20 protein-coding genes are annotated in these 22,398 nt (G+C 62.4%); 16 read left to right on the top strand and 4 right to left on the bottom strand.

The window, feature by feature from the left end:
• From PG883_RS18230 to PG883_RS18205, 6 genes are all read left to right on the top strand, one after another.
• Positions 1-105, top strand: a 105-nt coding sequence (locus tag PG883_RS18230; RefSeq protein WP_201872345.1) for a transposase, incomplete at its 5' end; no start/stop codon positions are given.
• Between the two features lie 587 nt (positions 106-692).
• Positions 693-1,718: an ABC transporter permease subunit gene (locus PG883_RS18225; protein ID WP_010675471.1), complete on the top strand. Its 1,026-nt coding sequence runs from the start codon at positions 693-695 to the stop codon at positions 1,716-1,718.
• Positions 1,719-1,720: 2 nt separating this feature from the next.
• Positions 1,721-2,764 (top strand): ABC transporter permease, encoded by a 1,044-nt coding sequence (locus PG883_RS18220; protein WP_042865049.1) that lies wholly within the window; start codon positions 1,721-1,723, stop codon positions 2,762-2,764.
• A gap of 82 nt (positions 2,765-2,846) precedes the next feature.
• Positions 2,847-4,664, top strand: coding sequence for an extracellular solute-binding protein (locus PG883_RS18215; RefSeq protein ID WP_039040350.1), 1,818 nt, complete (start codon positions 2,847-2,849; stop codon positions 4,662-4,664).
• 25 nt (positions 4,665-4,689) lie between these two features.
• Entirely contained in the window at positions 4,690-5,727 is a 1,038-nt protein-coding gene (locus PG883_RS18210) for an ABC transporter ATP-binding protein (RefSeq protein ID WP_270807538.1), read from the top strand.
• Between the two features lie 91 nt (positions 5,728-5,818).
• Positions 5,819-6,820: an ABC transporter ATP-binding protein gene (locus PG883_RS18205; RefSeq protein WP_039040364.1), complete on the top strand. Its 1,002-nt coding sequence runs from the start codon at positions 5,819-5,821 to the stop codon at positions 6,818-6,820.
• A 629-nt stretch (positions 6,821-7,449) separates the two neighbouring features.
• Here PG883_RS18205 and PG883_RS18200 read toward each other — a convergent pair.
• Complete coding sequence (locus PG883_RS18200; RefSeq protein ID WP_042883298.1) at positions 7,450-8,901, bottom strand: aminoacyl-histidine dipeptidase; 1,452 nt, start codon at positions 8,899-8,901, stop codon at positions 7,450-7,452.
• 927 nt (positions 8,902-9,828) lie between these two features.
• Here PG883_RS18200 and gpt point away from each other — a divergent pair.
• The 6 genes from gpt to PG883_RS18170 all read left to right on the top strand — a co-directional run bounded on the left by gpt (position 9,829) and on the right by PG883_RS18170 (position 15,524).
• Positions 9,829-10,296, top strand: a complete 468-nt coding sequence (gene gpt / locus PG883_RS18195; RefSeq protein ID WP_010675463.1) for a xanthine phosphoribosyltransferase — start codon at positions 9,829-9,831, stop codon at positions 10,294-10,296.
• 174 nt (positions 10,297-10,470) lie between these two features.
• Positions 10,471-11,739: an esterase FrsA gene (gene frsA, locus PG883_RS18190; protein WP_010675462.1), complete on the top strand. Its 1,269-nt coding sequence runs from the start codon at positions 10,471-10,473 to the stop codon at positions 11,737-11,739.
• 62 nt (positions 11,740-11,801) lie between these two features.
• Positions 11,802-12,194, top strand: coding sequence for a sigma factor-binding protein Crl (gene crl, locus PG883_RS18185; protein WP_039040346.1), 393 nt, complete (start codon positions 11,802-11,804; stop codon positions 12,192-12,194).
• Between the two features lie 145 nt (positions 12,195-12,339).
• Positions 12,340-13,443 carry a glutamate 5-kinase gene (gene proB / locus PG883_RS18180; protein ID WP_270807535.1) on the top strand — a complete coding sequence of 368 codons (1,104 nt, stop codon included), beginning with the start codon at positions 12,340-12,342 and terminating at the stop codon, positions 13,441-13,443.
• 32 nt (positions 13,444-13,475) lie between these two features.
• A complete protein-coding gene (locus PG883_RS18175) occupies positions 13,476-14,732 on the top strand; it encodes a glutamate-5-semialdehyde dehydrogenase (RefSeq protein WP_333563559.1) in 1,257 nt (418 codons plus the stop codon).
• Positions 14,733-14,888: 156 nt separating this feature from the next.
• Positions 14,889-15,524, top strand: a complete 636-nt coding sequence (locus PG883_RS18170) for a murein L,D-transpeptidase catalytic domain family protein (protein WP_104452400.1) — start codon at positions 14,889-14,891, stop codon at positions 15,522-15,524.
• Positions 15,525-15,616: 92 nt separating this feature from the next.
• On the opposite strand, the gene PG883_RS18165 is transcribed toward PG883_RS18170, so the two are convergent.
• Positions 15,617-16,048, bottom strand: a complete 432-nt coding sequence (locus PG883_RS18165) for a universal stress protein (RefSeq protein ID WP_104452401.1) — start codon at positions 16,046-16,048, stop codon at positions 15,617-15,619.
• 194 nt (positions 16,049-16,242) lie between these two features.
• Here PG883_RS18165 and PG883_RS18160 point away from each other — a divergent pair, with 194 nt between their 5' ends.
• Entirely contained in the window at positions 16,243-16,986 is a 744-nt protein-coding gene (locus PG883_RS18160; protein ID WP_270807530.1) for a hypothetical protein, read from the top strand.
• A 157-nt stretch (positions 16,987-17,143) separates the two neighbouring features.
• On the opposite strand, the gene PG883_RS18155 is transcribed toward PG883_RS18160, so the two are convergent.
• Complete coding sequence (locus tag PG883_RS18155; protein WP_104455405.1) at positions 17,144-17,647, bottom strand: RNA methyltransferase; 504 nt, start codon at positions 17,645-17,647, stop codon at positions 17,144-17,146.
• Positions 17,648-17,930: 283 nt separating this feature from the next.
• Between PG883_RS18155 and PG883_RS18150 the strand changes: the two genes are divergently transcribed.
• The 3 genes from PG883_RS18150 to PG883_RS18140 all read left to right on the top strand — a co-directional run bounded on the left by PG883_RS18150 (position 17,931) and on the right by PG883_RS18140 (position 22,052).
• Positions 17,931-20,555, top strand: coding sequence for a nitrate reductase (locus PG883_RS18150; RefSeq protein WP_270807527.1), 2,625 nt, complete (start codon positions 17,931-17,933; stop codon positions 20,553-20,555).
• Between the two features lie 28 nt (positions 20,556-20,583).
• Positions 20,584-21,342: a uroporphyrinogen-III C-methyltransferase gene (gene cobA / locus PG883_RS18145; protein WP_210557458.1), complete on the top strand. Its 759-nt coding sequence runs from the start codon at positions 20,584-20,586 to the stop codon at positions 21,340-21,342.
• A 125-nt stretch (positions 21,343-21,467) separates the two neighbouring features.
• Positions 21,468-22,052, top strand: coding sequence for an ANTAR domain-containing response regulator (locus tag PG883_RS18140; RefSeq protein WP_160837605.1), 585 nt, complete (start codon positions 21,468-21,470; stop codon positions 22,050-22,052).
• 246 nt (positions 22,053-22,298) lie between these two features.
• Here the strand turns inward: PG883_RS18140 and PG883_RS18135 are convergent.
• A partial coding sequence (locus PG883_RS18135; protein ID WP_167576793.1) for a transposase occupies positions 22,299-22,398 on the bottom strand: 100 nt, incomplete at its 5' end.

The following is a 22,398-nucleotide window of genomic DNA, read 5'->3' as shown; positions in this document are numbered from 1 at the left end:
GTGAACAACAAGATCAAAGTGATAAAGCGCATGGCATATGGATTTAGGGACTCAGAATACTTTTTTCTGAAAATCAAGGCGGCCTTCCCCGGAAAGCCGCGATGAACCATATTTTTGGCGTTTTATTCCGTAAATGCCGCGTCAACTTATGTAAAGATGTTGTTAAGTTCGATTTTTACAATTTTATTGATTATTTTTGAACTTATCGATAAGTCGCTTGTCACTCCAGTGTCGATATCGAGAAAACGGTTTTTTGCAGTATTTTCATCTGCTTTTGTGGCGAGAGCCTTTTCCGGGGAACGGAGGGTGGGGGCGGCTATCCCTCTTCTTTTATAGGTAAATGAGAAAATAACCCGACTTATCCTTAACTTGTTGATTTTGTTCTGCTTGGTATGGATTAAAACACCTGTGTAATTAATTTTTTAATAATTAAAATCGAGTTGGACGGGTAGGCGTAGCAGTTTTTTATATTGAAGTTGGGTTTTTTGGAAAAAATCATCCGCGGGATATGCTGCGGGGGGACATTCCTGGTCGCAGACAGGGTTCTACTTGATTTTTGTTGCAGAGCTTTTACAGTGACCGAGCTGGATTGTCTGTCAATGCCAGTCAATTCAGTGAGTAATGCCAGGTAAGGATAGGCCCGTCACCGGATGTGACTGGCCATAAAAGAACAACAAGGACGAGGTTCCACCATGCTGTCGTATTTCCTACGTCGGATGCTTTTGATCATCCCGACGTTTCTCGGTATCACCCTGCTCGTCTTCACCATCACCCGCTTCGTGCCGGGCGGCCCGGTCGAGCGCATGTTGCTGCAGGCGCAGGTCTCGCAAAACGAGTCAGGCCGCTCCAGTGGCAGCAAGGGGGCGCAGGCACTCTCCGACGAACAAATTGAAGAGCTCAAGGCGTTCTACGGCCTCGACAAGCCCATGCTGGTCGCCTACTGGGACTGGTTGCAGAAGCTGGCGGTGCTGGATCTCGGGGAGTCGACCCGTTATTACGAGCCGGTGTGGGATCTCATCAAGGAGAGGTTGCCGGTGACCGCCTTCTTCGGGCTCGCCACCTTTCTGCTGAGTTATGCCGTCTCCATCCCGCTCGGGGTGGCCAAGGCGCTCAGGCACAACAGCCGCTTCGATTCCCTGAGCTCCATGCTCATCTACATGGCCTATGCGCTGCCCGCCTACGTGGTGGGGATCTTCCTCATCACCGTCTTTGCGTTCCATCTGGAGTGGCTGCCCATGGGGGGCTTCCCGGGGGACGAGTTTGACGGGATGGAGAGCAGCTGGGATCAGATCCGCACCGTCTTCGCCCACGCCCTGCTGCCGCTCATCGCCTACGCCATCGGGGATTTCGCCATCCTCACCATGACCATGAAGAACAGCCTGATGGAGAACCTGTCGGCGGATTACGTGCGCACCGCCGTGGCCAAGGGGTTGCCGTTTCGCAAGGCGGTGACCGATCACGCCATGCGCAACAGCCTGATCCCCATCGCGAGTCACTTAGGGTCGGTGCTCACCGTCTTCTTCGGGGGCTCCTTCCTCATCGAGACCATCTTCAACATCGACGGCATCGGCCTGCTCGGTTACGAGGCCATTGTCGAGCGGGATTACCCCACCGTCATGGGCATTCTGGCCATCACCTCCATGCTGATGCTGGTGGGCAACATTGTCTCCGACATCTGCGTTGCCCTGGTCGATCCCCGCGTGCGGTTTGGAGAGTGAGCATGAACCTGAATCCGGTAACTCTGAAAAAACTCAAGCGCTTCAAGTCGATAAAGCGCGGCTACTACTCCTTTGTCATCTTTTCGGTCCTGGTGGTCATCTCTCTGCTGGCGGAATTGCTGGTCAACAGCCGGGCCCTGGCGGTGAGCTATCAGGGGGAGCTCTATTTCCCCACCTATGGGGACGTGATCCCGGGCCAGCACTTCGGGCTCGACTACGAGTACGAGACCAACTACCGCCAGCTCAAGAGCCAATTTGCGAAGGAAGGGAAGGGGGATTGGGTGTTGCTGCCCCTGGTCCCCTGGAACCCCTATGAGCAGGACTTCAAGGAGGAGGCCTATCCGCCCTATGCCCCGAGCCTGGTGGAGCGCCACTTCCTCGGCACCGACACCAGCGGTCGCGACGTATTGGCACGGCTGGTCTACGGCTTTCGCATCGCCATCGGCTTTGCCTTCATCGCGCTGGTGGCGAGCTATGTCATCGGGGTCAGCATCGGCTGCATGATGGGGTTCCTCGGCGGTCGATTCGATCTCCTGATGCAGCGTTTCATCGAGATCTGGTCCCAGGTGCCCTTCCTCTACGTCATCATGATCCTGGTCTCCCTGGCCAAGCCGAACTTCGGCCTGTTCGTCGGCATCAACGTGCTGTTCGGCTGGATGGGGATCACCTGGTACATGCGCACCCTCACCTACAAGGAGCGGGCGCGGGACTACGTGATGGCGGCGCGGGCCCAGGGGGCGAGCACCAGGCGCATCATCTTCAACCACATTCTGCCCAATACCCTGATGATGATCGTCACCCTGGCCCCGTTTGCCGTGGTGGGCAACATCTCCACCCTGACGGCGCTGGACTACCTGGGCTTTGGCCTGGCGCCGCCGACCCCGAGCTGGGGGGAGCTGCTCTCCCAGGGTATCAACAACCTCGACGCCATCTGGATCGTGAGTTCGGTGGTGGCGGCGGTGAGTCTGGTGCTCATCATGGTCTCCTTCATCGGGGAGGCCATCCGGGAGGCGTTCGATCCGCGCAAATTTACCCGTTATCAGTGAGCGGTGGCGCCTTGCCAGGGCACATCGACAGGACCCTTAATGAAGACGCCCCCAGTGCAGGGGCATGACCAGGAAGTCAAACATGAACAATAAAATCAAATGGACAGGTGCTCTCTTTCTGCTGTTGAACGGATCCTGGGTGTGGGCGGCCAGCCTGCCCGCGGATCTGACGTGGGAGACCAACGACACCGACCCCGTGTTCGCCTCTCCCAAGGCGCTGCCCGGCGGCAACCTCAATCTCTTCGTCGACAGCTTCCCGTTGACGTTTCGCACCGTGGGGCCGGATTCCAACGGCTCGTTCCGTTCCTTCATCCTCGACAACCAGATGAGGCTCATCAGCTTCCATCCCAACACGGGCAACCCCATTCCGGCCCTGGCGAATGCCTGGGCCATCGCACCGGACAGCCAGACCGTCTATTTCAGGCTCGACCCGCGCGCCAAGTGGTCCGACGGCAAGCCGGTCACCGCCGATGACTACACCTTCGGCTACGAGATGATGCGCTCCAAGGACATCAAGGGCCCCTGGTTCAACAACTACTACACCACCGAGGTGGTGGCGGTGGAGAAGATTGACGACCACACCATCCTGGTCAAGGCGGGCAGCCGCAAGGCCAAGCTCGATCTCCTCAACACCACCGAACTGTGGCCCCAGCCCAAGCACTACTACAAGATGGGCCCGAACTGGGTGAAGCAGTACAACTGGGCCGTGGTACCCACCACGGGCCCCTACGTGATGAGCGACGTGAAGAAGGGCAAGTCCGTCACCTTCAGCAAGCAGAAGGAGTGGTGGGCAAAAGACGATCGCTACAACCAGCACAGGTTCAACCTCGACACCATCAAGGTGCAGGTGATCCGCGACCACAACATCGCGTTCCGCCACTTCCTCAAGGGGGAGCTGGACACCTTCGAGATGATCCTGCCCAACTGGTGGCATGAGAAAGCGGTCACCCCGGAGTACAAGCAGGGATACGTGCAAAAGGTGATGGCCATGACCGACACCAAGCAGGGGGGACAGGGGGTTCACCTCAACGTGGCCAATCCCAAGCTGGCGGATCTCAACGTGCGGCTCGGCATTCAGCACGCCTTCAACATCGACAAGATGATAGAGACGGTGCTGCACGGCGATTATGACCGCGCTACCACCTTCGGCTCTGGCTTCGGGGCCTTCACCGACATCGCGCTCCCTGAGCGGGCCTACGACATCGCCAAGGCACGGGAGTACTTCGCCAAGGGCGGTTACGGCAAGCAGGGACCGGACGGCATCCTGCAAAACGACAAGGGAGAGCGGCTCACCCTGGCCCTCACCTACACCAGCCAGGAGCACTCCAAGCGGCTGACCGTGCTCAAGGAAGAGGCCAAGAAGGCGGGCCTGGATCTGGAGCTCAATCTGGTGGATGGCGCCACCGGCTTCAAGGTGATGCTGGAGAAGAAACACGAGGCGGCCTGGCTTGGCTGGGGGGGCGGCGGTCTCTATCCGCAATACTGGGAGTCCTTCCACTCCGACAACGCCAACAAGCCCCAGACCAACAACCTGTTCAACGTGGCTGACAAAGCGCTCGACAGCCTGATCGACGCCTACAACGTCGAGTTCGACATGGACAAGCGGGCCGCGCTTTCCCACCAGATCCAGCAGCGCATCTATGATCTCGCCATCTTCGTGCCCGGCGTTCAGCTCAACTACGTGCGAGCCAGCAGCTGGCGCTATGTGATGCTGCCGGAGGTGCCCGCCACCCGCAACACCCCGGATCTGCTCTACTGGCCCATGGATGGCTACCCCCACAGCAGTGGCGGCCTGCTCTGGATCGATCCCAAGGTGAAGGAGGAGACCCAGAAGGCCAAGGCTGACGGCAAGGCGCTGGCCCCCATCACCCTGATCGACAAGACCTATGCACATCATTGATGTGGCCCAGAAGGGAGCAGCAGTCATGCCCAACACACAGGCCGCCGCCCCCGGCACCAGAGATCATGAGGGGCAGTCTCTGTCCCCCATCCTCGAGGTGCGGGATCTCGAGGTGGAGTTCGCCGTCGACGACGGCAAGATCAAGGTGCTCGACGGGGTCAGCTTCCAGGTCGCCCCGGGCAAGACCCTGGGGATAGTCGGCGAGTCCGGCTGCGGCAAGAGCGTCACCTCGCTGGCCATCATGGGGTTGCTGCCAAGGCCCCACGGCCAGGTGGTGGCGGGCTCCATCCGCTTTCAGGGGGAGGAGCTGCTCAATCTGCCGCCGGAGCAGATGTACAAGGTGCGTGGCAACCGTATCTCCATGATCTTTCAGGAGCCCATGACGGCCCTCAACCCGGTGCAGACGGTTGGCGATCAACTGATGGAGGTGTTTCGCCTCCACCGCCCCGATTACAGCAAGGCCCAGCGCCGTGACGCCGCCATCGCCATGTTGCAGAAGGTGGGGATCCCCGAGCCTGCCCAGCGTTTCGCGGCTTATCCCCACAATCTTTCCGGCGGCATGCGCCAGCGGGTGATGATCGCCATGGCGCTGGCCTGCGAACCGGCCCTGCTCATCTGCGACGAGCCGACCACGGCGCTCGATGTGACCATCCAGGCCCAGATCCTGGATCTGATGAAGGAGCTGCAAGCCCAGACCGGCATGGCCATCATCTTCATCACCCACGATCTCGGGGTGGTGGCGGAGCTGTGCGACGAGGTGGTGGTGATGTATGCCGGGCGTGCGGTGGAGCGGGCCGATATCTATGAACTGTTTGACCACCCGCGCCATCCCTATACTCATGGTCTGATGGCCTCGATCCCGCGTCTGGAAGATGTGCCAAAGAGCCTGCTCAAGACCATCAAGGGTCAGGTGCCCGCCCTGCACGAGATGCCGGCGGGGTGCCGTTTCTCCAACCGTTGCCCCCATGCCACGCCCCTTTGCGTGGAGACCATACCGGTGACCGAGCAGTTGAGCGAACGCCATGGGGTGGCCTGCCACCACTGGAAGGAGGTGAGCCTATGAACGGTCTGGTGTTACGGGGTGTCGCAGGGCAGCCTGGCGGCGGGAAGGCGACCAGGTCGTCTGCTGCCATGAATCGTCGGGGATGGAAGTCATGACCAGCTTGTTGTCGGTAAGCAATTTAAAGCAGCATTTCAAGATGGGTGGCGGTTTCTTGCGCAAGCAATACACCGTCTACGCGGTGGATGGCATCAGCTTTGATCTCAAGCAGGGGGAGACCCTTGGCCTGGTGGGAGAGTCGGGATGCGGCAAGTCCACCCTGGGGCGTTCGTTGCTCAAGCTGTTCGAGCCGAGCGCCGGCTCCATCACCTTCGAGGGGCGTGACATCACCCACCTCTCGCCCAAGGAGATGCGATCCCTGCGTCAGGAGATGCAGATCGTGTTCCAGGATCCCGCAGAATCCCTCAACAGCCGCCACACGGTGGGGCAGATCCTGGAGGAGCCCTTCATCATCCACGGCAAGGGCAACGCCGAACAGCGCCGGACATGGGTGCAGGAGCTGCTGGAGAAAGTCGGCTTGCCCGGCAGCGCGGTGGATCGCTATCCCCATGAGTTCTCTGGCGGCCAGCGCCAGCGCATCGGCATCGCCCGCGCCATCGCCCTCAAGCCCAAGCTGCTGGTGTGTGACGAGGCGGTGTCGGCGCTCGACGTGTCGGTGCAGTCCCAGATCGTGAACCTGCTGCTCAATCTGCAGCGGGAGATGAACCTCGCCATCATCTTCATCGCCCATGACCTGTCGGTGGTCAAGCACATCTCGGACCGGATTGCGGTGATGTATCTGGGCCGGATCGTCGAGCTGGCCGAGGCCCAGGCACTCTACCTGGCACCGCGCCATCCCTATACCCAGGCGCTCATCTCCGCCATTCCGGTGCCGGATCCGCGGCGGCGCAGCCAGCGTATCCTGCTGACGGGAGATGTGCCGTCCCCCATCTCGCCGCCGAGTGGCTGCCACTTTCACCAGCGCTGCCCCCATGCAACGGATCTGTGCCGCACCCGCTCGCCCGCCCTTGAGGCGTGCGGCGGGCAGGGGCATCAGGTGGCCTGCCACTTCCCCTTACCCGTGCAGGAGGCGGTGCCGTTGGGAAAGGCGATATGATGCCGGCGCCCGCCACGTCGCGACCGGCATCGCTGCAAGGTGGCACCGAGAAGGCGCAATAGAGGCGGAAACGGGATAAAAAAATGGGGCCTGCGGGCCCCATCTTCATGGTTGGAGTTCAGGTTTGGCCGTGGGAATTCTGGCCCGGGCAGGACAGCGCCCCGATGGGGGTGGCTGCTGTGTGGATTGCTGAGTTGTTTTGTAGTTTTATTACGTTGCTAATTTCAACTTCCGGACAGGCGATATCAGGCGCCATAACGGAAGTAGTAATTGCGGGTTGCAGGCGCATAAGTGTCTTTCTCTTCAGCACCTTTCTTGCTGGTTGCACCCTTCAGGTGGAACAGCACTGCCAGATTCTCGAACATATGATGACCTCGTTTCTCTGTGGTTCATGGGTTGTGTGACCTTGGTCACGTTCTGATCCTAGGGACATATGTGAGCTGGATCAACTTTTTGTGTTGTAAATTTACATAAATCATGGAAAGGGTTTTCAAATGCAGACCTGTTCATGGATACGGTTTCAAGCCAGTGCCACGCGTGGAATCGGGGATATGAGAGAGGTGGCCGAGGAGGGAGCACAAAAAAGATGCCCCGCACGGGGCGGGGCATCGGTATGGTCGTGAGCTGGCTTACTTGGCCGGGATATGTTCCAGCACGTGAACCAGCAGTTGCCAGAAACGCTCGACCGCCGGGATGTGTACCTTCTCCCCCGGTGCGTGGGCGCCACGGATGGTCGGGCCGAAGGAGACCATGTCCCAGTCCGGGTAGGCGCTCTTGAACAGACCGCACTCGAGGCCTGCATGGATCACCATGACGTTCGGCATCTCGCCAAACAGGGTCTGGTAGCTGTTGCGTACCAGCGCCATGACCGGTGAGTCAACGTTCGGTGCCCAGCCCGGGTAGGCGCCTGTGAACTCGCAGCTGGCGCCGGCCAGGGTGAACAGGGAGCGGGTCATCTGCTCGATGTTCTCGCGACCGGAATCGATGAGGGAGCGGATCAGGCACTGCACATAGACTTCCCCCTCGAGTGTCTTGATGACACCCAGGTTGGTGGAGGTCTCGGTCACGCCCGGGATGGCGTCGCTCATGCGCATCACCCCGTTCGGGCAGGCCATCAGGGCATCCAGCAGGCGGCTTTGCAGGGACTCGCTCATGAGCTGGGCCGGTTTCTCCCGGGCGGTGAGCAGCACGGTGAGGTTGGCCTCGGTGGCGGCCAGCTCGCTTTGATAGATGCCGGCGTAGCGGTCCACCAGGGCCTTGAAGTCAGCCACGCTGGCGGCGGGCACCAGCAGGCTGGCACGGGCCTCGCGGGGGATGGCGTTGCGCAGGGTGCCGCCGCTGAGATCGCCAAGGCGCACCCCCAGCGGTTCGGCGGCCTTGAGCAGACGGACCAGCAGCTTGTTGGCGTTGCCGCGGCCGCGATGGATGTCGACCCCGGAGTGGCCGCCGCGCAGGCCCTTGACCTGCAGCTCGAAACCTTCACCCTCGGTGGCAGCGACCAGCTCCAGGGGGAAGCGGATATTGGCATCGACCCCGCCGGCGCAGCCCATGTAGACCTCGCCATCCTCTTCGGAGTCGGTATTGAGCAGGATCTCGCCCTCCAGCCAGCCCGCTTCCAGACCGAAGGCGCCGGTCATGCCGGTCTCCTCGTCGGTGGTCAGCAGCACTTCCAGCGGGCCGTGCTTGATGGTCTTGTCGGCCAGCACGGCCAGGCAACCCGCCATGCCCATGCCGTTGTCGGCACCCAGGGTGGTACCACGGGCGGTGACCCATTCGCCATCGATGTAGGCATCGATGGGATCGGTGGTGAAGTCGTGCTGGGTGTCGGCGTTGGCCTGGGGCACCATGTCGATGTGGGCTTGCAGCACCACGGCCTTGCGGTTTTCCATCCCCGGCGTGGCCGGTTTCTTGATGATGATGTTGCCGACGGCATCTTGCTTGACCGCCAGGCCTTCTCCCTGGGCCCACGCCACGATCCAGGCGCTCAGCTGGGCTTCGTGCTTGGAGGGGTGGGGGATGGAGCAGATCTGCTCGAAGAATTGCCAAATCAACTTGGGAGACAGAGAACTGAGCTGTGCCACGTCGGGACTCCTTACCAGCATGGAAAATGTCGGGCCCCACTCTGCGGGCCGGGGAAGAGGATAACGATAATACAGTCAATCACGCAAAAATGTGAGCGATCAGCGCAAATGACGCTCTGCTTGTGCTGGGAAAGGGAGCATGGATGGCGAACTTCACTGCCTGCCTTATTCGTGTCAGCACAACATCAGTTATGTGATGCTGGTCACAAAAATATTGTCTTTTTGGCACCGGGTGGTAAATTAGCCGCCGTGGCCAGCCCACTTGTCAGGATGACAATCAATGCCTCCAGGGAACCGAAGCAAAGCAAGTGCGCCTCCATGGAACCGAGTGTCAGTTCAAGGATGTGAACCCGCATTAAGGTATGTAACTTGTTAAGCAATCAGGAGTTTATGATGTCAGGCAGCAATTCAACCTATTGGTTTGCCCAATCTCTCTATACCCAGGGCTTCAACTACCCGAATCCCTACGTCACCCGCCGTTAAGGCTCGCAGGCGTCACAGGTAACAGCAGCAGGTGTGTGAGGATCCTCTCCTCCCCCTGCTATTTTTTTGCCCGAATGTCATGGAATGTGTGTCAAACGGCTAACCTGTCGGTGTCGCCGGAGCCCTCCCAAAAGGGCGACAGTGCGGGAGATGGCGGACATTTCCTGTTTTTCGCATACGTTTGCCGCTCAATTTATCCATAAAGAGTGCTATCATACCGGCCCAACAGCCGGCCCGAGATCGGGAGTCCACCCGAGATGGCCGCCAGCTACACCCCATCCCTGTTCGCATTGCATCCGTTTTTGCCGCCGAGGCGTCAGCCCCGAGGCCGAAAAAGTGCAAGCAAAATTCGGGAAACGGGGTGCCAGAATTGACCTGAACCCGTCTCTTTGCCGGGTTCTCGCCTCATAAGTGATTGCTTTATAACTCGTTGAGATCGATAGCATGCCAAAAAAGTTTTATGTATCGTGGGATAACCTGCAACGCGAAGCGCGCCGTCTGGCCCGTCGTCAACTGCCTGTCAGCCAGTGGAAAGGGATCATCGCCGTCAGCCGCGGTGGTCTGGTGCCTGCGGCCCTGATGGCCCGCGAACTTGGCATTCGCAATGTCGAAACCCTCTGCATCTCCAGCTATGACCACGACAACCAGCGCGAGCTAGCGGTGGTGAAGGCTGCCACCACCGCAGGTGACGGTGAAGGCTGGCTGGTGGTGGACGATCTGGTGGACACCGGCGGCACCGCCAAGGCGATCCGCGAGCTCTACCCCAGAGCCAAGTTCATCACCATCTTCGCCAAGCCCATGGGCGAACCCCTGGTGGATGACTTCGAAGTCGCCATTCCGCAGGACACCTGGATTGAACAGCCCTGGGACATGGCGCTGGAGTTCGCCAAGCCGATCTGCGACGAAGCGTAATCGCCCCACCGGTCGCGACCAGTGACTCCCCGGCATTCGGGAGCGGACTGATCCGTCGTGATGCAAGGTTGACCACATTGAGCCCCTTTTGGGGCTCAATGCGTATCTGGTGTGGCTGCTCGATGTGAAAAGTGGTTAAGATGGGACATTGTTTGAGACAGAAGAGCCACCATTTTGGAACCAAACGACGATACCAATCTGACGGAAAAGCTGTTTACCCGGGTCAAAAAGGTATTGGAAACTTCCGAAGTCTCCAACTCGAGCCCCGTCGACGAGCAAGACAGCGCACTGTCTGACAGCTTCATCGATGGCGCCCTGTCGCCCCGCTGGTATCGCCTGCTGCGCAGACCGACCTGGGCCTGGCAGGGGGCCGATCCCGTCGAGGTGGAGCAGACCCTGGCGCACATCGCCATGGGGCAGGGGGAGCGCAGTCACGAACGCTATCTGGACACCATCAAGGGCTATGTGCCCGGCAACTGGGTCTATGAGTGGAGTCAGCTCGCCGGCCGTTATTTCAATACGGGGCGGACGCTGCTTGGGGAAGGGGATCGCGCCGCGGCGCTGAAGAGCCTGCTCAAGGCAGTGCGCTACTACTCCATCGCAAGCTACCCCCACCTCAAGCACGACGAGCTGGCGGATCAGGCCCAGTTACTCGGCAACATGGCCTATCGCGAGGCAGGACGCCTGTTCAAGGTGCCCCTCAAGGAGTTGCAGGTCCCGTTTCGGGGCAAGACCATCCAGGGCTACCTGCATCTGCCCACCACCGAGAAACCTGTGCCCCTGGTCATCGTCAGCGGTGGCATCGATTCGCTTCAGGTGGACTTCCTCAACTTCTATTTCAAGTGTCTCGAGCCCCATGGCATCGGGATGCTCTCCCTGGACATGCCGGGCACCGGCTATGCCGAGCACTGGCCCCTGGTGCAGGACACCAGCCGCCTGCACCAGGCGGTGCTCAACTACCTCTCGGAGGTGGCCTGGGTCGATCACCAGCGCATCGCCATGGTGGGGTTCCGCCTCGCCGGCAATGTGGCGGCCCGTCTCGCCTTCGTCGAGCCGTTCAAGCTTAGGACCGTGGTCTGCATCGGTGCCGGCATCAACCAGGTGTTCACCAATCAGGAGATGTTCGCCCGCTGCCCGCGCATGATGCGCGACGGGCTGGCGAACCGGCTGGGGGCGGACGCGGCCCAGTGGGATCTGCTGCGCACCAAGTGTCAGGTCTTCTCCCTCAAGACCCAGGGATTGCTGGGGAGTCGCACTTCCGTGCCGATATTGAGTATCGGGCACAAGAAAGATTTTATTTGTCCCGAGCAGGATGTCCGGGCATTGGCCGCTGCGAGTCGCAACGGCAAGGCGGTGGTGTTTGACAAGCAGCCACTGCTCGAGGTCTATGACGAGGCACTGAAAGAGACGGTAGATTGGCTCAAAAAGCACTTATGTACATGATATAAAACTAAAAATGTAACATCACCATGTGATGGTATGGCTTGTTCAACAGGGAGGTTAGCATGTCAGAAAGAGTGACTTACAAGCGATTGCTGCGGCAGTTCGCGGCCATTGGCCCCTATTTGCGTGAAGACCTGTGCGAGGAGGGCCGCTACCGCTTTGACTGCCTGTCCGTCTGTGTCAGCGCCAAGCCTGCTCCGGACAAGCGGGAGTTCTGGGGCTGGTGGCTGGTGCTGGAGCAGGCGGATCACAGCTTCAGCTACCACTATCAGACGGGGTTCTACAACGCGGACGGGGAGTGGATCGACAAGGCGCTGCCCAAGAAGCATCAGGCGGAAGTGGAACGCACCCTGCAACATTTCTACAAGCTCATTAGCGGCAAGCTGACCCAGCTGGAGTGCACCCTATCCCCCGCGAAGCAGGTGACTGCCGAACTGAGCGTGACGGCAGCCTGATCCCCAAGCCCCGCATCTTCCCGGTGCGGGGTACCCCGATGCTTTGTCACCGAGCCCGCAACTGCCTGGCGAGGCTTAATTGCCTTGCAGGGCAGGGGGGCCGTGGGTATAAAGGGATTCCTTACTTTTCTAACCCTTCGTTCCCATGGAAAACAGAACCATAGTCGTCAAACTGGGCACCAGCGTGCTCACCGGGGGATCTGCCCGCCTCAACCGTGCCCACATGGTCGAGCTGGTCAGACAATGTGCCGCCTTGCATCGACACGGGCACCGTGTCGTACTGGTCACGTCGGGGGCCATCGCCGCCGGTCGTGAGCATCTGGACCACCCTCCGCTGGCGCCTACCCTGCCGAACAAACAGATGCTGGCGGCGGTGGGTCAGACCCAGCTCATCCGGGTATGGCAGGACCTGTTCAACCTCTACGGGCTGCACATCGGCCAGATGCTGCTGACCCGCGCCGACCTGGAAGACAGGGAGCGCTACCTCAATGCCCGCGACACCCTGCGCACTCTGCTCGATCACCGCATCATCCCCGTCATCAACGAGAACGACGCCGTGGCCACCGCCGAGATCAAGGTGGGGGACAACGACAACCTCTCCGCCCGTGCCGCCATCCTGGCGGATGCTGACTTGCTGATCCTGCTCACGGATCAGAAGGGGCTCTTCACCGCCGACCCGCGCACCAACCCGGATGCCCAGCTCATCGAAGAGGTGCAGACCATAGACGACACCCTGCGCTCCCTTGCCGGTGACAGCGTGAGCGGCCTTGGCACCGGTGGCATGGCCACCAAGTTGCAGGCGGCCGACGTGGCGCGCCGGGCCGGGGTGGACGTGGTGATCGCCACCGGCCAGATCCCGGAAGTGATCGGCCGACTCGCCGCCGGGGAGCGGGTGGGGACCCTGTTCCCGGCCCTGGCATCCCCCCTGGAAGGGCGCAAGAGCTGGATCCTGGCAGGGCCCCCTCCCCACGGTGAAGTGCAGGTGGATCAGGGGGCCGTGGCCGCCATGCAGGAGAAGGGCTCCAGCCTGCTGCCCAAGGGCATCGTCGCGGTGAAAGGAGATTTCGTGCGTGGCGACGTGGTGCGTATCCTGGATCCCAAGGGGAGCGAGCTGGCTCGCGGTATCTGCCGTTACGACCATCTGGAGCTGGATCGGCTGCGGGGGGTCCACTCGGATCAGATTGAACAGGTATTGGGTTACGGCTATGGGGCCGTGGCCATCCACCGTGATGACATGGTGCTGCTCTGAACAGGGCGGCACCGCATGAACAAAAGGGAACTGTGATGAGTCTGGAGAAAATGGGGCAGGCGGCCCGTGAAGCCGCCTATCAACTGGCCACCGTCAGCACGGCACAGAAGAACCGGGCGCTGGCGGCCATCGCCGATGAACTGGAAGCACGCAGTGCCCAGATCCTGGCGGCCAACGAGAAAGACATCGCCGCCGGGCGCGAGGCGGGGCTCACGGAAGCCATGCTGGATCGCCTGCTGCTCAACCCGGCGCGCCTTGCCGGCATAGTGGCGGATGTGCGCAAGGTGATCACCCTAGACGATCCGGTCGGGGCCGAAATCGACAGCCGGGTGCTGGAGAATGGCCTGCGCCTCTCCCGTCGCCGGGTGCCCATCGGTGTCATCGGCGTCATCTACGAGGCGCGCCCCAATGTCACCATCGACATCGCCAGCCTCTGCCTCAAGACCGGCAACGCCAGCATTCTGCGCGGCGGTCGCGAGACCTTCCACTCCAACCTGGAGTTGGTGCGGGTGATCCAGCATGCCCTGGCGGCGTCCGGTCTGCCCGAGGCGGCGGTGCAGTACATCGACAACCCGGACAGGGCGCTGGTGGCCGAGTTGCTGCGCCTTGACCGTTACGTGGACATGATCATCCCTCGCGGCGGCGCGGGTCTTCACAAGATGTGTAAGGAGAACAGTTCCATCCCCGTCATCATCGGCGGGTTCGGTATCAGCCACATCTTCGTGGACGAGAGCGCCGATCTGGCGCGTTCCCTGGCGGTCATCGAGAACGCCAAGGTCCAGCGCCCCTCCGCCTGCAATGCCCTCGATACCCTGCTGGTACACGAGAAGCTGGCGGCCACCTTGCTGCCGCAACTGGTGGCTCTGATGAACGAGCGCAAGGTGACCCTGGTGGGAGCGCCCAATGCCATGGCGCTGCTGGCTGGCAGCGACAACCTGTGCGACGCGGGGCCGGAAGATTTCGACACCGAGTGGCTGGGGTTGACCCTGGGGGTCAAGGTGGTGGCGGACGTCAACGAGGCGCTCGCCCATATGCGCGAGCACAACGCCGGCCACTCCGATGCCATCCTGACCAACTCCCTCGCCAATGCCGAGCGTTTCGTCAACGGGGCCGGTTCGGCGGCGGTCTATGTCAACGCCTCCACCCGCTTCACCGACGGCGGCCAGTTTGGCCTCGGGGCCGAGGTGGCGGTCTCGACCCAGATGCTTCACGCCCGTGGCCCCATGGGGCTGACCGAACTCACCAGCTACAAGTGGGTGGGGCAGGCGGATTATCTCAGCCGTGCCTGATCCAGGCACGCTCAGCAAGCAGGACAATGCCGACTCAGGTCGGCATTTTTGTGCTTTTTTATTGCTCGCAATCAATGGCTTGCATATAACTATCCAGCAGGATGCGGTGTCACCCGGGGCATCAGGCCAGCGACAGCAAGGGGAGCAACTTCAAGGATGAAGGGATGGGATAGGAGTGCGTGGTGGGGCAGCCTCTGGCTGAGCCTGCCACTGCTGCTGGGGGCGCTCTGTTTCAGCGGCGCCAGCCACGCCAGCTGGGACCAGGATCTCTATCGTCAGCTCGGCCTGGCCGGCAAGCTCGACAGCCGCGTGTTTCGCAAGGCCCTGGACGGTTACCAGAGCGTGCGCCACAAGCGAAAACCCATTCTCACCATCATCGACTACAGCAAGCCCTCGACCATGCGCCGGCTGTTCGTCATCGACGTCAAGCGCCACAAGCTGCTCTACCACACCTGGGTCAGCCACGGCCGCAATTCGGGGGAGCTGGCCGCCCGCCAGTTCTCGAATCAGATGAATTCCCGGCAAAGTTCCCTCGGGGTCTACCGCACCGCCGAGACCTATCAGGGCAAGCATGGTTACTCCCTGCGTCTCGACGGCCTCAGTCCCGGCAAGAACAGCAATGCCCGCAAGCGCGCCATCGTGGTGCACGGGGCGGATTATGCCAGCCCCAGGCATCTGCAGAAGTTTGACAAGCTGGGGCGCAGCTGGGGATGCCCGGCCCTGCCAAGGGAGCAGTCCAGGGCGATCATCGACACCATCAAGGGAGGGAGCGTCATCTATGCCCATGGCTGAGACCCTGCCGGCGAGTCTGCTGCGATGAGCATCTCATGGCAATAAACAGCAAAAAGGCCAGCATATGCTGGCCTTGGCGCATCAGGCGGGGATTATTTGCGGACCACCAGCACAGGGCAGGGGGCGTGGCGCACCACGGATTCCGCCACGCTGCCCACCAGCAGGTGGGTGATGCCGGAGCGGCCATGGCTGCCCATGACCACGAGATCCACCTTGTCTTCCTTCGCCTGGAGGACGATTTCATCGGCGGCGCGGCCAAAACGAACCTCGAACTTGGCCGTAATGGGCAGGCAGGCGACCAGTTCCTTGAGCTGACTCTTGGCCTGGCGCTCCATCTCGTGGGTGATCTCGATGGCCGTCATGTGCAGGATCTTGTAGCTGTCGAAGCCGTGCAGCTGATCCACCACGTGGACCAGTTTGAGCTCGGCCTGGTGGGTGTTGGCCATGAAGACGGCGTAGTCGAGTACCGCTCTGGACATCTCGGAGAAATCGACGGGGCAGAGCAGGGATTTGATGGTTGGCATGAGAATCTCCCCTCAAGTTGGGCTACTAATGAATCTTGTTTGCCATGATACGCTGTGGGGCGACAATAACCCTCGACCCGCTCGCAAAATGGGGAAAATGTCGGCCGGGACTCTGTTTTTCTATGCTATCTGTATGCCTGAACGGGCCGTCCGGCGGTGAGCATCTGCCGAGTGCCATATCACTGAGGATATTCATGGTTCGTCTTTTTCTGTTCTGTTGCCTGCTGATCACCTCGTTCGTGCGGGCAGACACCATACACGTCTATTGCGACGACTGGCCCGGCTTCTGTCACCGGGACGGCAAGGGAGTCTATCTGGATGTGGTTCGAGCCATCTATGAACCCCTGGGGCACGAGGTGAAGCTTCACATGGTGCCTTACAAACGGGCACTGGCGGTGGTGTCGAAAAAGGAGGGGGGCATGGCGATGGGGGTCTATCGGGGAGAGGTGCCCGGGGTCCATCAGCCCGACTACCCCGACTCGGCGGACTACGTGAGCGTGGTGATGCAAAAGCGCTGGCTGCCGCACTGGGCAGGGGAGCACAGCCTCAAGGAGCAGGAGGTGCTCTGGCTGAGGGGGTGGGCCTTTGACAAGTTCATCCCGGAGCCGATGCGCTGGTTCGAGATAGACAGCCACGAGATGGCGCTGCAATTGCTGCTCAAGGGGCGTTACCGTTACTACCTGACCGACGGCGCCCTCTACCCCGAAGGCTCCCTTCCCCCCGAGCTGGTACAGGTATTCCTGCGCTGGATCCCGACCTACCCCATCTTCGCCGATACCCCGAAGGGCAGGCAGTTGCACGGGCTCTGGGATCCCGGCATGCGCACACTGATAAGGCAGGGCAAGCTGGCGGAGATCTATCGGCAGAACAAGCTCTACGACTACTACCAGGACTTTCTCAGGGAACAGGTGGTGCGGGCGAACAAGCCACAGCCCTAGCTGTCGGGCCTGATGCCGTCATCGGGCCCCGCTTGTCCTGCCTCAGCCTTTGGCTCTGAGCGTCTTGGCCAACCGGTCATAAAGGATGACGTTGACCGAGGCGGTGAGGTGCATGCCGCCTGTCGGTCTGGCCACATAGATAACGTCTTGTCCTGCCTTAGCCTTTGGCTCTGAGCGTCTTGGCCAACCTGTCATAGAGGATGACGTTGACCGAGGCGGCCAGGTTCATGCAACCCTGAGTCGGCACATAGATGACCTCCTTCACCGCCGCGAAGCGGGCGGGTTCCAGGGTGCCATCCTCCGGGCCGAAGATGTAGAAGGCTCTCTCGGGGTGCACGTAATCCGGCAGGGGCGTGGCCCCCTCGATCAAATCCACCAGCACAGGGGTGCAGCCCTCGGGCACGAAGTCCAGCAGCTCCTCGACCCCGAGCAGGGGGATCTTCTCCACCATCTGCTTGGTGTCGGTCACAAAGCGGCGTGCCAGCTCGAAGCGCTGCCCCGTGTAGTAGACCTCGTCCGCCCCGTAGCAGCCGGCGGCCCGCATCACGGCGCCCACGTTCTCCGGGGATTTGGGATTGACCAACCCGATGGCGCAATAGTCCCCTCTCTCCCGGGCATCTGCCCGGTGCTGCCCGGCAGCGCCTTCATCTGACACTTTCATCTCTCTCTCCTGTGTGGCGGCGCATTATACCCCGGTGGGCCCCTTGCCCAGCGTGCGGGGCGGATTCCCGCAAGGCGGGCCCAACAAGGGGGCGGCTGCACCGTGGCGGCGCAGCCCGACACCCTGATGCGCAATGGCGGCGCCCCTTGCATCCTGGCGCGGGGTTTGCAGTCACTTCCCCATACAAGACGATGAGGCATCCGGACAAAGGCGTCCGTCCCCGCAGGGGGGCGGACGCTTTTTTTATGGGCCCCTCGTCAGACACATGACAAGGAGCAAGGGAATGAAGACCACCTGTGCCTATTGCGGAGTGGGGTGCGGCATCCGGCTGAGCCGGGAGGGCGACAACTGGCAGTTGCAGGGGGATGAGCAGCATCCGGCCAATGGCGGCGCCCTGTGCGTCAAGGGAGCCAGCCTGCTGGAGAGCCTGGCCTTTCCCGATCGCCTGCTCTATCCGCGCTGGATGGGGCAGCGCATCGGCTGGGAGGAGGCCCTGGACACCCTGGCGGAGCGCTTTGCCGCCATCCTGGCCGAGTCCGGGCCGGATGCCATCGGCATCTATCTGTCGGGCCAGCTCACCACCGAGGATTACTACGTCGCCAACAAGCTGATGAAGGGGTACCTCGGCAGTGCCAACGTGGACACCAACTCCCGGCTCTGCATGTCGTCGGCGGTGGTGGCCCACCAGCGCGCCTTCGGGGAGGATCTGGTGCCCGCCTGTTACGAGGATCTGGCGCTCGCCGATCTGGTGGTGCTCACCGGTGCCAACACCGCCTGGACACATCCCGTGCTGTTTCGCCGCCTGCAGCAGGCCAGGGCGCGGCGCCCCGAGCTCAAGCTGGTGGTGCTGGATCCTCGCCGCACCATGACGGCGGAGCAGGGGGATCTGCATCTCGCCCTCAAACCCGGCAGCGACGTGACGCTCTGGAACGGCCTGTGCCGCTACCTGCTCGATGTCGATGGCTGGGACAAGGCCTATGTGGCGCAGCACGTGAGCGGCTTCGAGGCGTTGGCGGGCGCGCTGGACGATCCCGCCTGGCAGTTGGACGAGGTGGCCCGCAGCTGCGGCCTCTCCCGCAGCGATCTGCTCGGTTTCTACCAGCTCTTTGCCCGTACCCCCAAGACCGTCACCCTGTTCTGCCAGGGGATCAACCAGTCCAACCAGGGGGTGGACAAGGCCAACGCCATCATCAACGTCCACCTGATGTGCGGTCGCATCGGCAAGCCGGGGGCGGCTCCCTTCTCCATGACGGGGCAACCCAACGCCATGGGGGGGCGTGAGGTGGGAGGGCTCGCGACCCAGCTCGCCGCCCACATGGGCTTTGGCGAGGCCGAGTGCGATCGGGTACAGCGCTTCTGGGGAAGCCCGACCATGGTGCGCGGGCCGGGGCACAAGGCCGTCGAGCTGTTCGAGGCGGTGCACCGGGGGGAGATCCGCGCGCTCTGGGTGCTCGGCACCAACCCGGCGGTCTCCCTGCCGGACGGCAACCGGGTGCGCGAGGCCCTGAGCCGCTGCGAGCTGCTGGTGGTCTCCGAGGTGACGGCCAACACCGACACGGCGCGCCTCGCCCACCTGCTGTTGCCTGCCGCCGCCTGGGGAGAGAAGAGCGGGACCGTCACCAACTCCGAGCGCACCATCAGCCGCCAGCGCGCCTTCCTGCCCCTGCCGGGGGAGGCCAGGCCCGACTGGTGGGCCCTGACCCGGCTCGCCCGTCGGCTCGGCTTTGGCGAGGGGTTCGCCTATGAGCACGAGCACGAGATTTTCTGCGAGCATGCCGCCCTCTCCGGCTTTGAGAACGACGGATCCCGCCAGTTCGACATCTCCGGGCTGGCGGGTCTCACCCGTGCCGAATTCGAGGCGTTGGAACCCTTGAGCTGGCCCGTCAACGCCGACTGGCCCCAGGGGAGGGCCCGCCTGTTCGAGGACGGACGCTTTGCCACCCCGGATGGCCGGGCCCGCCTGCTGCCCCTGGCCCAGCGCTTCCCCGAGCAGCCAGAAACGCCCCCGCTTGCAGGGGCTGTCTCCCTGCTCCTCAACAGTGGCCGCCTGCGGGATCAGTGGCACACCATGACCCGCACCGGCCACGTGCCCCGGTTGCAGGAGGCCGAGCCCTGGCCCAGGGTGCGAATGGGGGCCGCCAGCCTGCTGGCGCTTGGCGTGAAGGAGGGGGATATGGTGCGCCTTTGCAACGGGCTCGGGGAGGCGCTGCTGCTGGTGGGGCTGGATGAGGGGCTCAGGGAGGGGGAGGCCTTCCTGCCCATGCACTGGACCGACAGCCAGTGCAGCCAGGGGGCGGTCAACCGCCTCATCGCCCCCGTGGTGGATCCCCTTTCCGGCCAGCCGATGTTCAAACAGGGGCGGGTGCAGGCCAGGGCGCAGCTCACCCGCTGGCAAGGGCTCTGGTGTGGCCGTGGTGAGTGGCGCGAGCCGGTGGACTGGTGGGCCAGGCGCCCCCTGCCCGAGGGTAACTGCACCCTGCTGGCCTCCTGGTCAGAGAGCACAGAGAGCCTGTGGCAACGGCTGGGGGCCGAGGGGCACTGGCTCAGGCTGCCCATGAAGGAGGGGTGGCTGGCCGTGGCCCTGGCAGGGGATCGCATCGAGGGCATCTTGCTGGTGGGGGGGCGGCGCCCGGACATCAAGGTCGACCTGCTGGCCAGTCTGCTCGGCACGCCGCTCCAGGCGGGGGCCCTGAGCCAGACCCTGAGCCAGGCCCTGGCCGGGGAGAGCCGGCTGGTCTGCTCCTGCCTGCGGGTCTCGGAGCAGCGCATCGTCGATGCCATCACCCGGCAGGGGGTGAGCGAGCTGGCGGGGCTGCAGGCCCTGCTCGGCTGTGGCAGCAACTGTGGCACCTGTCTGCCCGAAATCGACAAGCTGTTGATCAAACATGTTTTCCTGGCATCCGCTTAGTGCGATGCCAGGACACAAGGAGCCTGAGATGAGCCAAATCAGTCTGGTGGGAGCGGGCCCCGGCCCCCTCGAATTGTTGACCCTGCGCGCCCTGCAACGCATCGAGGCGGCGGAGGTGGTGGTCTATGACCGCCTGGTGGGGAGCGAGATCCTGGCCCGCATTCCCCAGGGGGCGGCCCGCTTCGACGTGGGTAAGCGCTGCGGCGAGCCGAGCCCGACCCAGGAGGAGATCAACGCCCTGCTGCTGGCCCTGGCCCGCACCGGCAAGCGGGTGGTGCGCCTCAAGGGGGGGGATCCCCTGGTGTTCGGCCGGGGCGGCGAGGAGGCGCTGCACCTGGCCCGGCACGGCATCGCCGCCGAGCTGGTGCCGGGGATCACGGCGGCCCTGGGGTGCGCCGCCAGCACCTTCATCCCCCTGACCCACAGGGGACTGGCCCGCTCCCTGACCCTGGTGACGGGGCACCTGATGGACGAGCGCGACTATCAGGGCTGGCAGGGGCTGACCCGGGCCGGCCACACCCTGGTGTTCTACATGGGGCTGGAGCGGGCGGCCCAGATCCGGCAGGGGCTGCTGGCGGCGGGGGCCTCACTGGATGTGCCGGTGGCCCTGGTGGTGGCCGGGTGCAGCGCCCGCCAGCAGGTGCACGAGACCACGCTGGACGGGCTGGCGCAGGCCGCGCTGGCCCTGCTCGGCCAGAGCCCGGTGCTGATCATCGTGGGGGAGGTGGTGCGCCTGCGCGCCGAGCTGCAAGGTCTGCTGACGGAGGCGCTGGATCGGGTCGCCTGAGCCGATATCCACCCTCTACCCCCACTACCTCCTGATAGATAAAAAGGAGGTAGATTCAAAGAGTTGGCCTTCATGTTGCGGCATTGGCAGCAGACAAGTTGCGATAGCCGTTGGCAAGGAGCGCCATGACTACTCTTTCCACCCGGGGTCAGGACGGCCCCGCTTCCCGCCTGCTGATCCACGCCGATGATCCCGGTCAGGCCAATCGGCTGGCCCTGCTGGTCAGCCACTACGGTCATCAGCCCAGGATCCTCGATACCCGCCAGTTGCTGACCCCGATGGAGCAGGGGGACGCCCTGCTCGTCAGCTGCCGACAGTTCGGCGCCGAGGTGCGCCTCGGCCTCTCCCTCTGGCCCGGCCTGCCGCGCCTCTTGTTCTGCGAGCGGCTGGGGGGAGACACCCAGCTCGCCCTGTTGCGGCAGGGTGTGCTATTGGTGCCCCACCCTTGCGGCGAGCGGGAGCCGGTGGAGCAGTGGCTGCGCCTGGCCCGCAGCCAGCTCGCCATGGTGCAGGCCCTGATGCAGACCGAGAGCGAGCTGCGCCAGAAGCTGGAGGAGAGGCGGCTCGTCGAGCAGGCCAAGGGGCGGCTGATGCGCCATCAGGGGTTGGACGAGGAACAGGCCTATCGCCTGATGCGCAGCACCGCCATGAGCCGTCACCTGAGCCTGGGGGAGCTGGCGCGGCAGCTGTTGCTGGCATTGCCCGCCTGAGCGTCCTGGTGGCCAACCGTTTTGGTGCAACTGCGCCTAATTGAGGCAAATTGGGGGTGGCGAGGGCGGGATTGGAGGGGCGAAAGCCCGTCTGGCGGGCACTGGCAGAGCTGGCACGGAAAGTGAATAACCGAATACACGATAGCAAGTGAAGAGACAGCGGACAGGGAAGGGCCATCCGGCCATTCCTCCGCAACAGGGCAAAGAAGCCCCACCGATCCCGGATCGGTGGGGCTTTTTTTTGGTTCATCGCGGCTTTCCGGGGAAGGCCGCCTTGATTTTCAGAAAAAAGTATTCTGAGTCCCTAAATCCATATGCCATGCGCTTTATCACTTTGATCTTGTTG

Origin of the sequence: Aeromonas sp. QDB25 (assembly GCF_027707725.1) — a bacterium.
GTDB lineage: Bacteria > Pseudomonadota > Gammaproteobacteria > Enterobacterales > Aeromonadaceae > Aeromonas > Aeromonas caviae.
This window is presented reverse-complemented; position numbering and strand designations above follow the sequence as displayed.

Coding starts and splice junctions, on each gene's coding strand:
- PG883_RS18225 (WP_010675471.1), top strand. CDS start 693: ATGCTGTCGTATTTCCTACGTCGGATGCTTTTGATCATCCCGACGTTT.
- PG883_RS18220 (WP_042865049.1), top strand. CDS start 1,721: ATGAACCTGAATCCGGTAACTCTGAAAAAACTCAAGCGCTTCAAGTCG.
- PG883_RS18215 (WP_039040350.1), top strand. CDS start 2,847: ATGAACAATAAAATCAAATGGACAGGTGCTCTCTTTCTGCTGTTGAAC.
- PG883_RS18210 (WP_270807538.1), top strand. CDS start 4,690: ATGCCCAACACACAGGCCGCCGCCCCCGGCACCAGAGATCATGAGGGG.
- PG883_RS18205 (WP_039040364.1), top strand. CDS start 5,819: ATGACCAGCTTGTTGTCGGTAAGCAATTTAAAGCAGCATTTCAAGATG.
- gpt (WP_010675463.1), top strand. CDS start 9,829: ATGCCAAAAAAGTTTTATGTATCGTGGGATAACCTGCAACGCGAAGCG.
- crl (WP_039040346.1), top strand. CDS start 11,802: ATGTCAGAAAGAGTGACTTACAAGCGATTGCTGCGGCAGTTCGCGGCC.
- proB (WP_270807535.1), top strand. CDS start 12,340: ATGGAAAACAGAACCATAGTCGTCAAACTGGGCACCAGCGTGCTCACC.
- PG883_RS18170 (WP_104452400.1), top strand. CDS start 14,889: ATGAAGGGATGGGATAGGAGTGCGTGGTGGGGCAGCCTCTGGCTGAGC.
- PG883_RS18165 (WP_104452401.1), bottom strand. CDS start 16,048: ATGCCAACCATCAAATCCCTGCTCTGCCCCGTCGATTTCTCCGAGATG.
- PG883_RS18160 (WP_270807530.1), top strand. CDS start 16,243: ATGGTTCGTCTTTTTCTGTTCTGTTGCCTGCTGATCACCTCGTTCGTG.
- PG883_RS18155 (WP_104455405.1), bottom strand. CDS start 17,647: ATGAAAGTGTCAGATGAAGGCGCTGCCGGGCAGCACCGGGCAGATGCC.
- PG883_RS18150 (WP_270807527.1), top strand. CDS start 17,931: ATGAAGACCACCTGTGCCTATTGCGGAGTGGGGTGCGGCATCCGGCTG.
- cobA (WP_210557458.1), top strand. CDS start 20,584: ATGAGCCAAATCAGTCTGGTGGGAGCGGGCCCCGGCCCCCTCGAATTG.
- PG883_RS18140 (WP_160837605.1), top strand. CDS start 21,468: ATGACTACTCTTTCCACCCGGGGTCAGGACGGCCCCGCTTCCCGCCTG.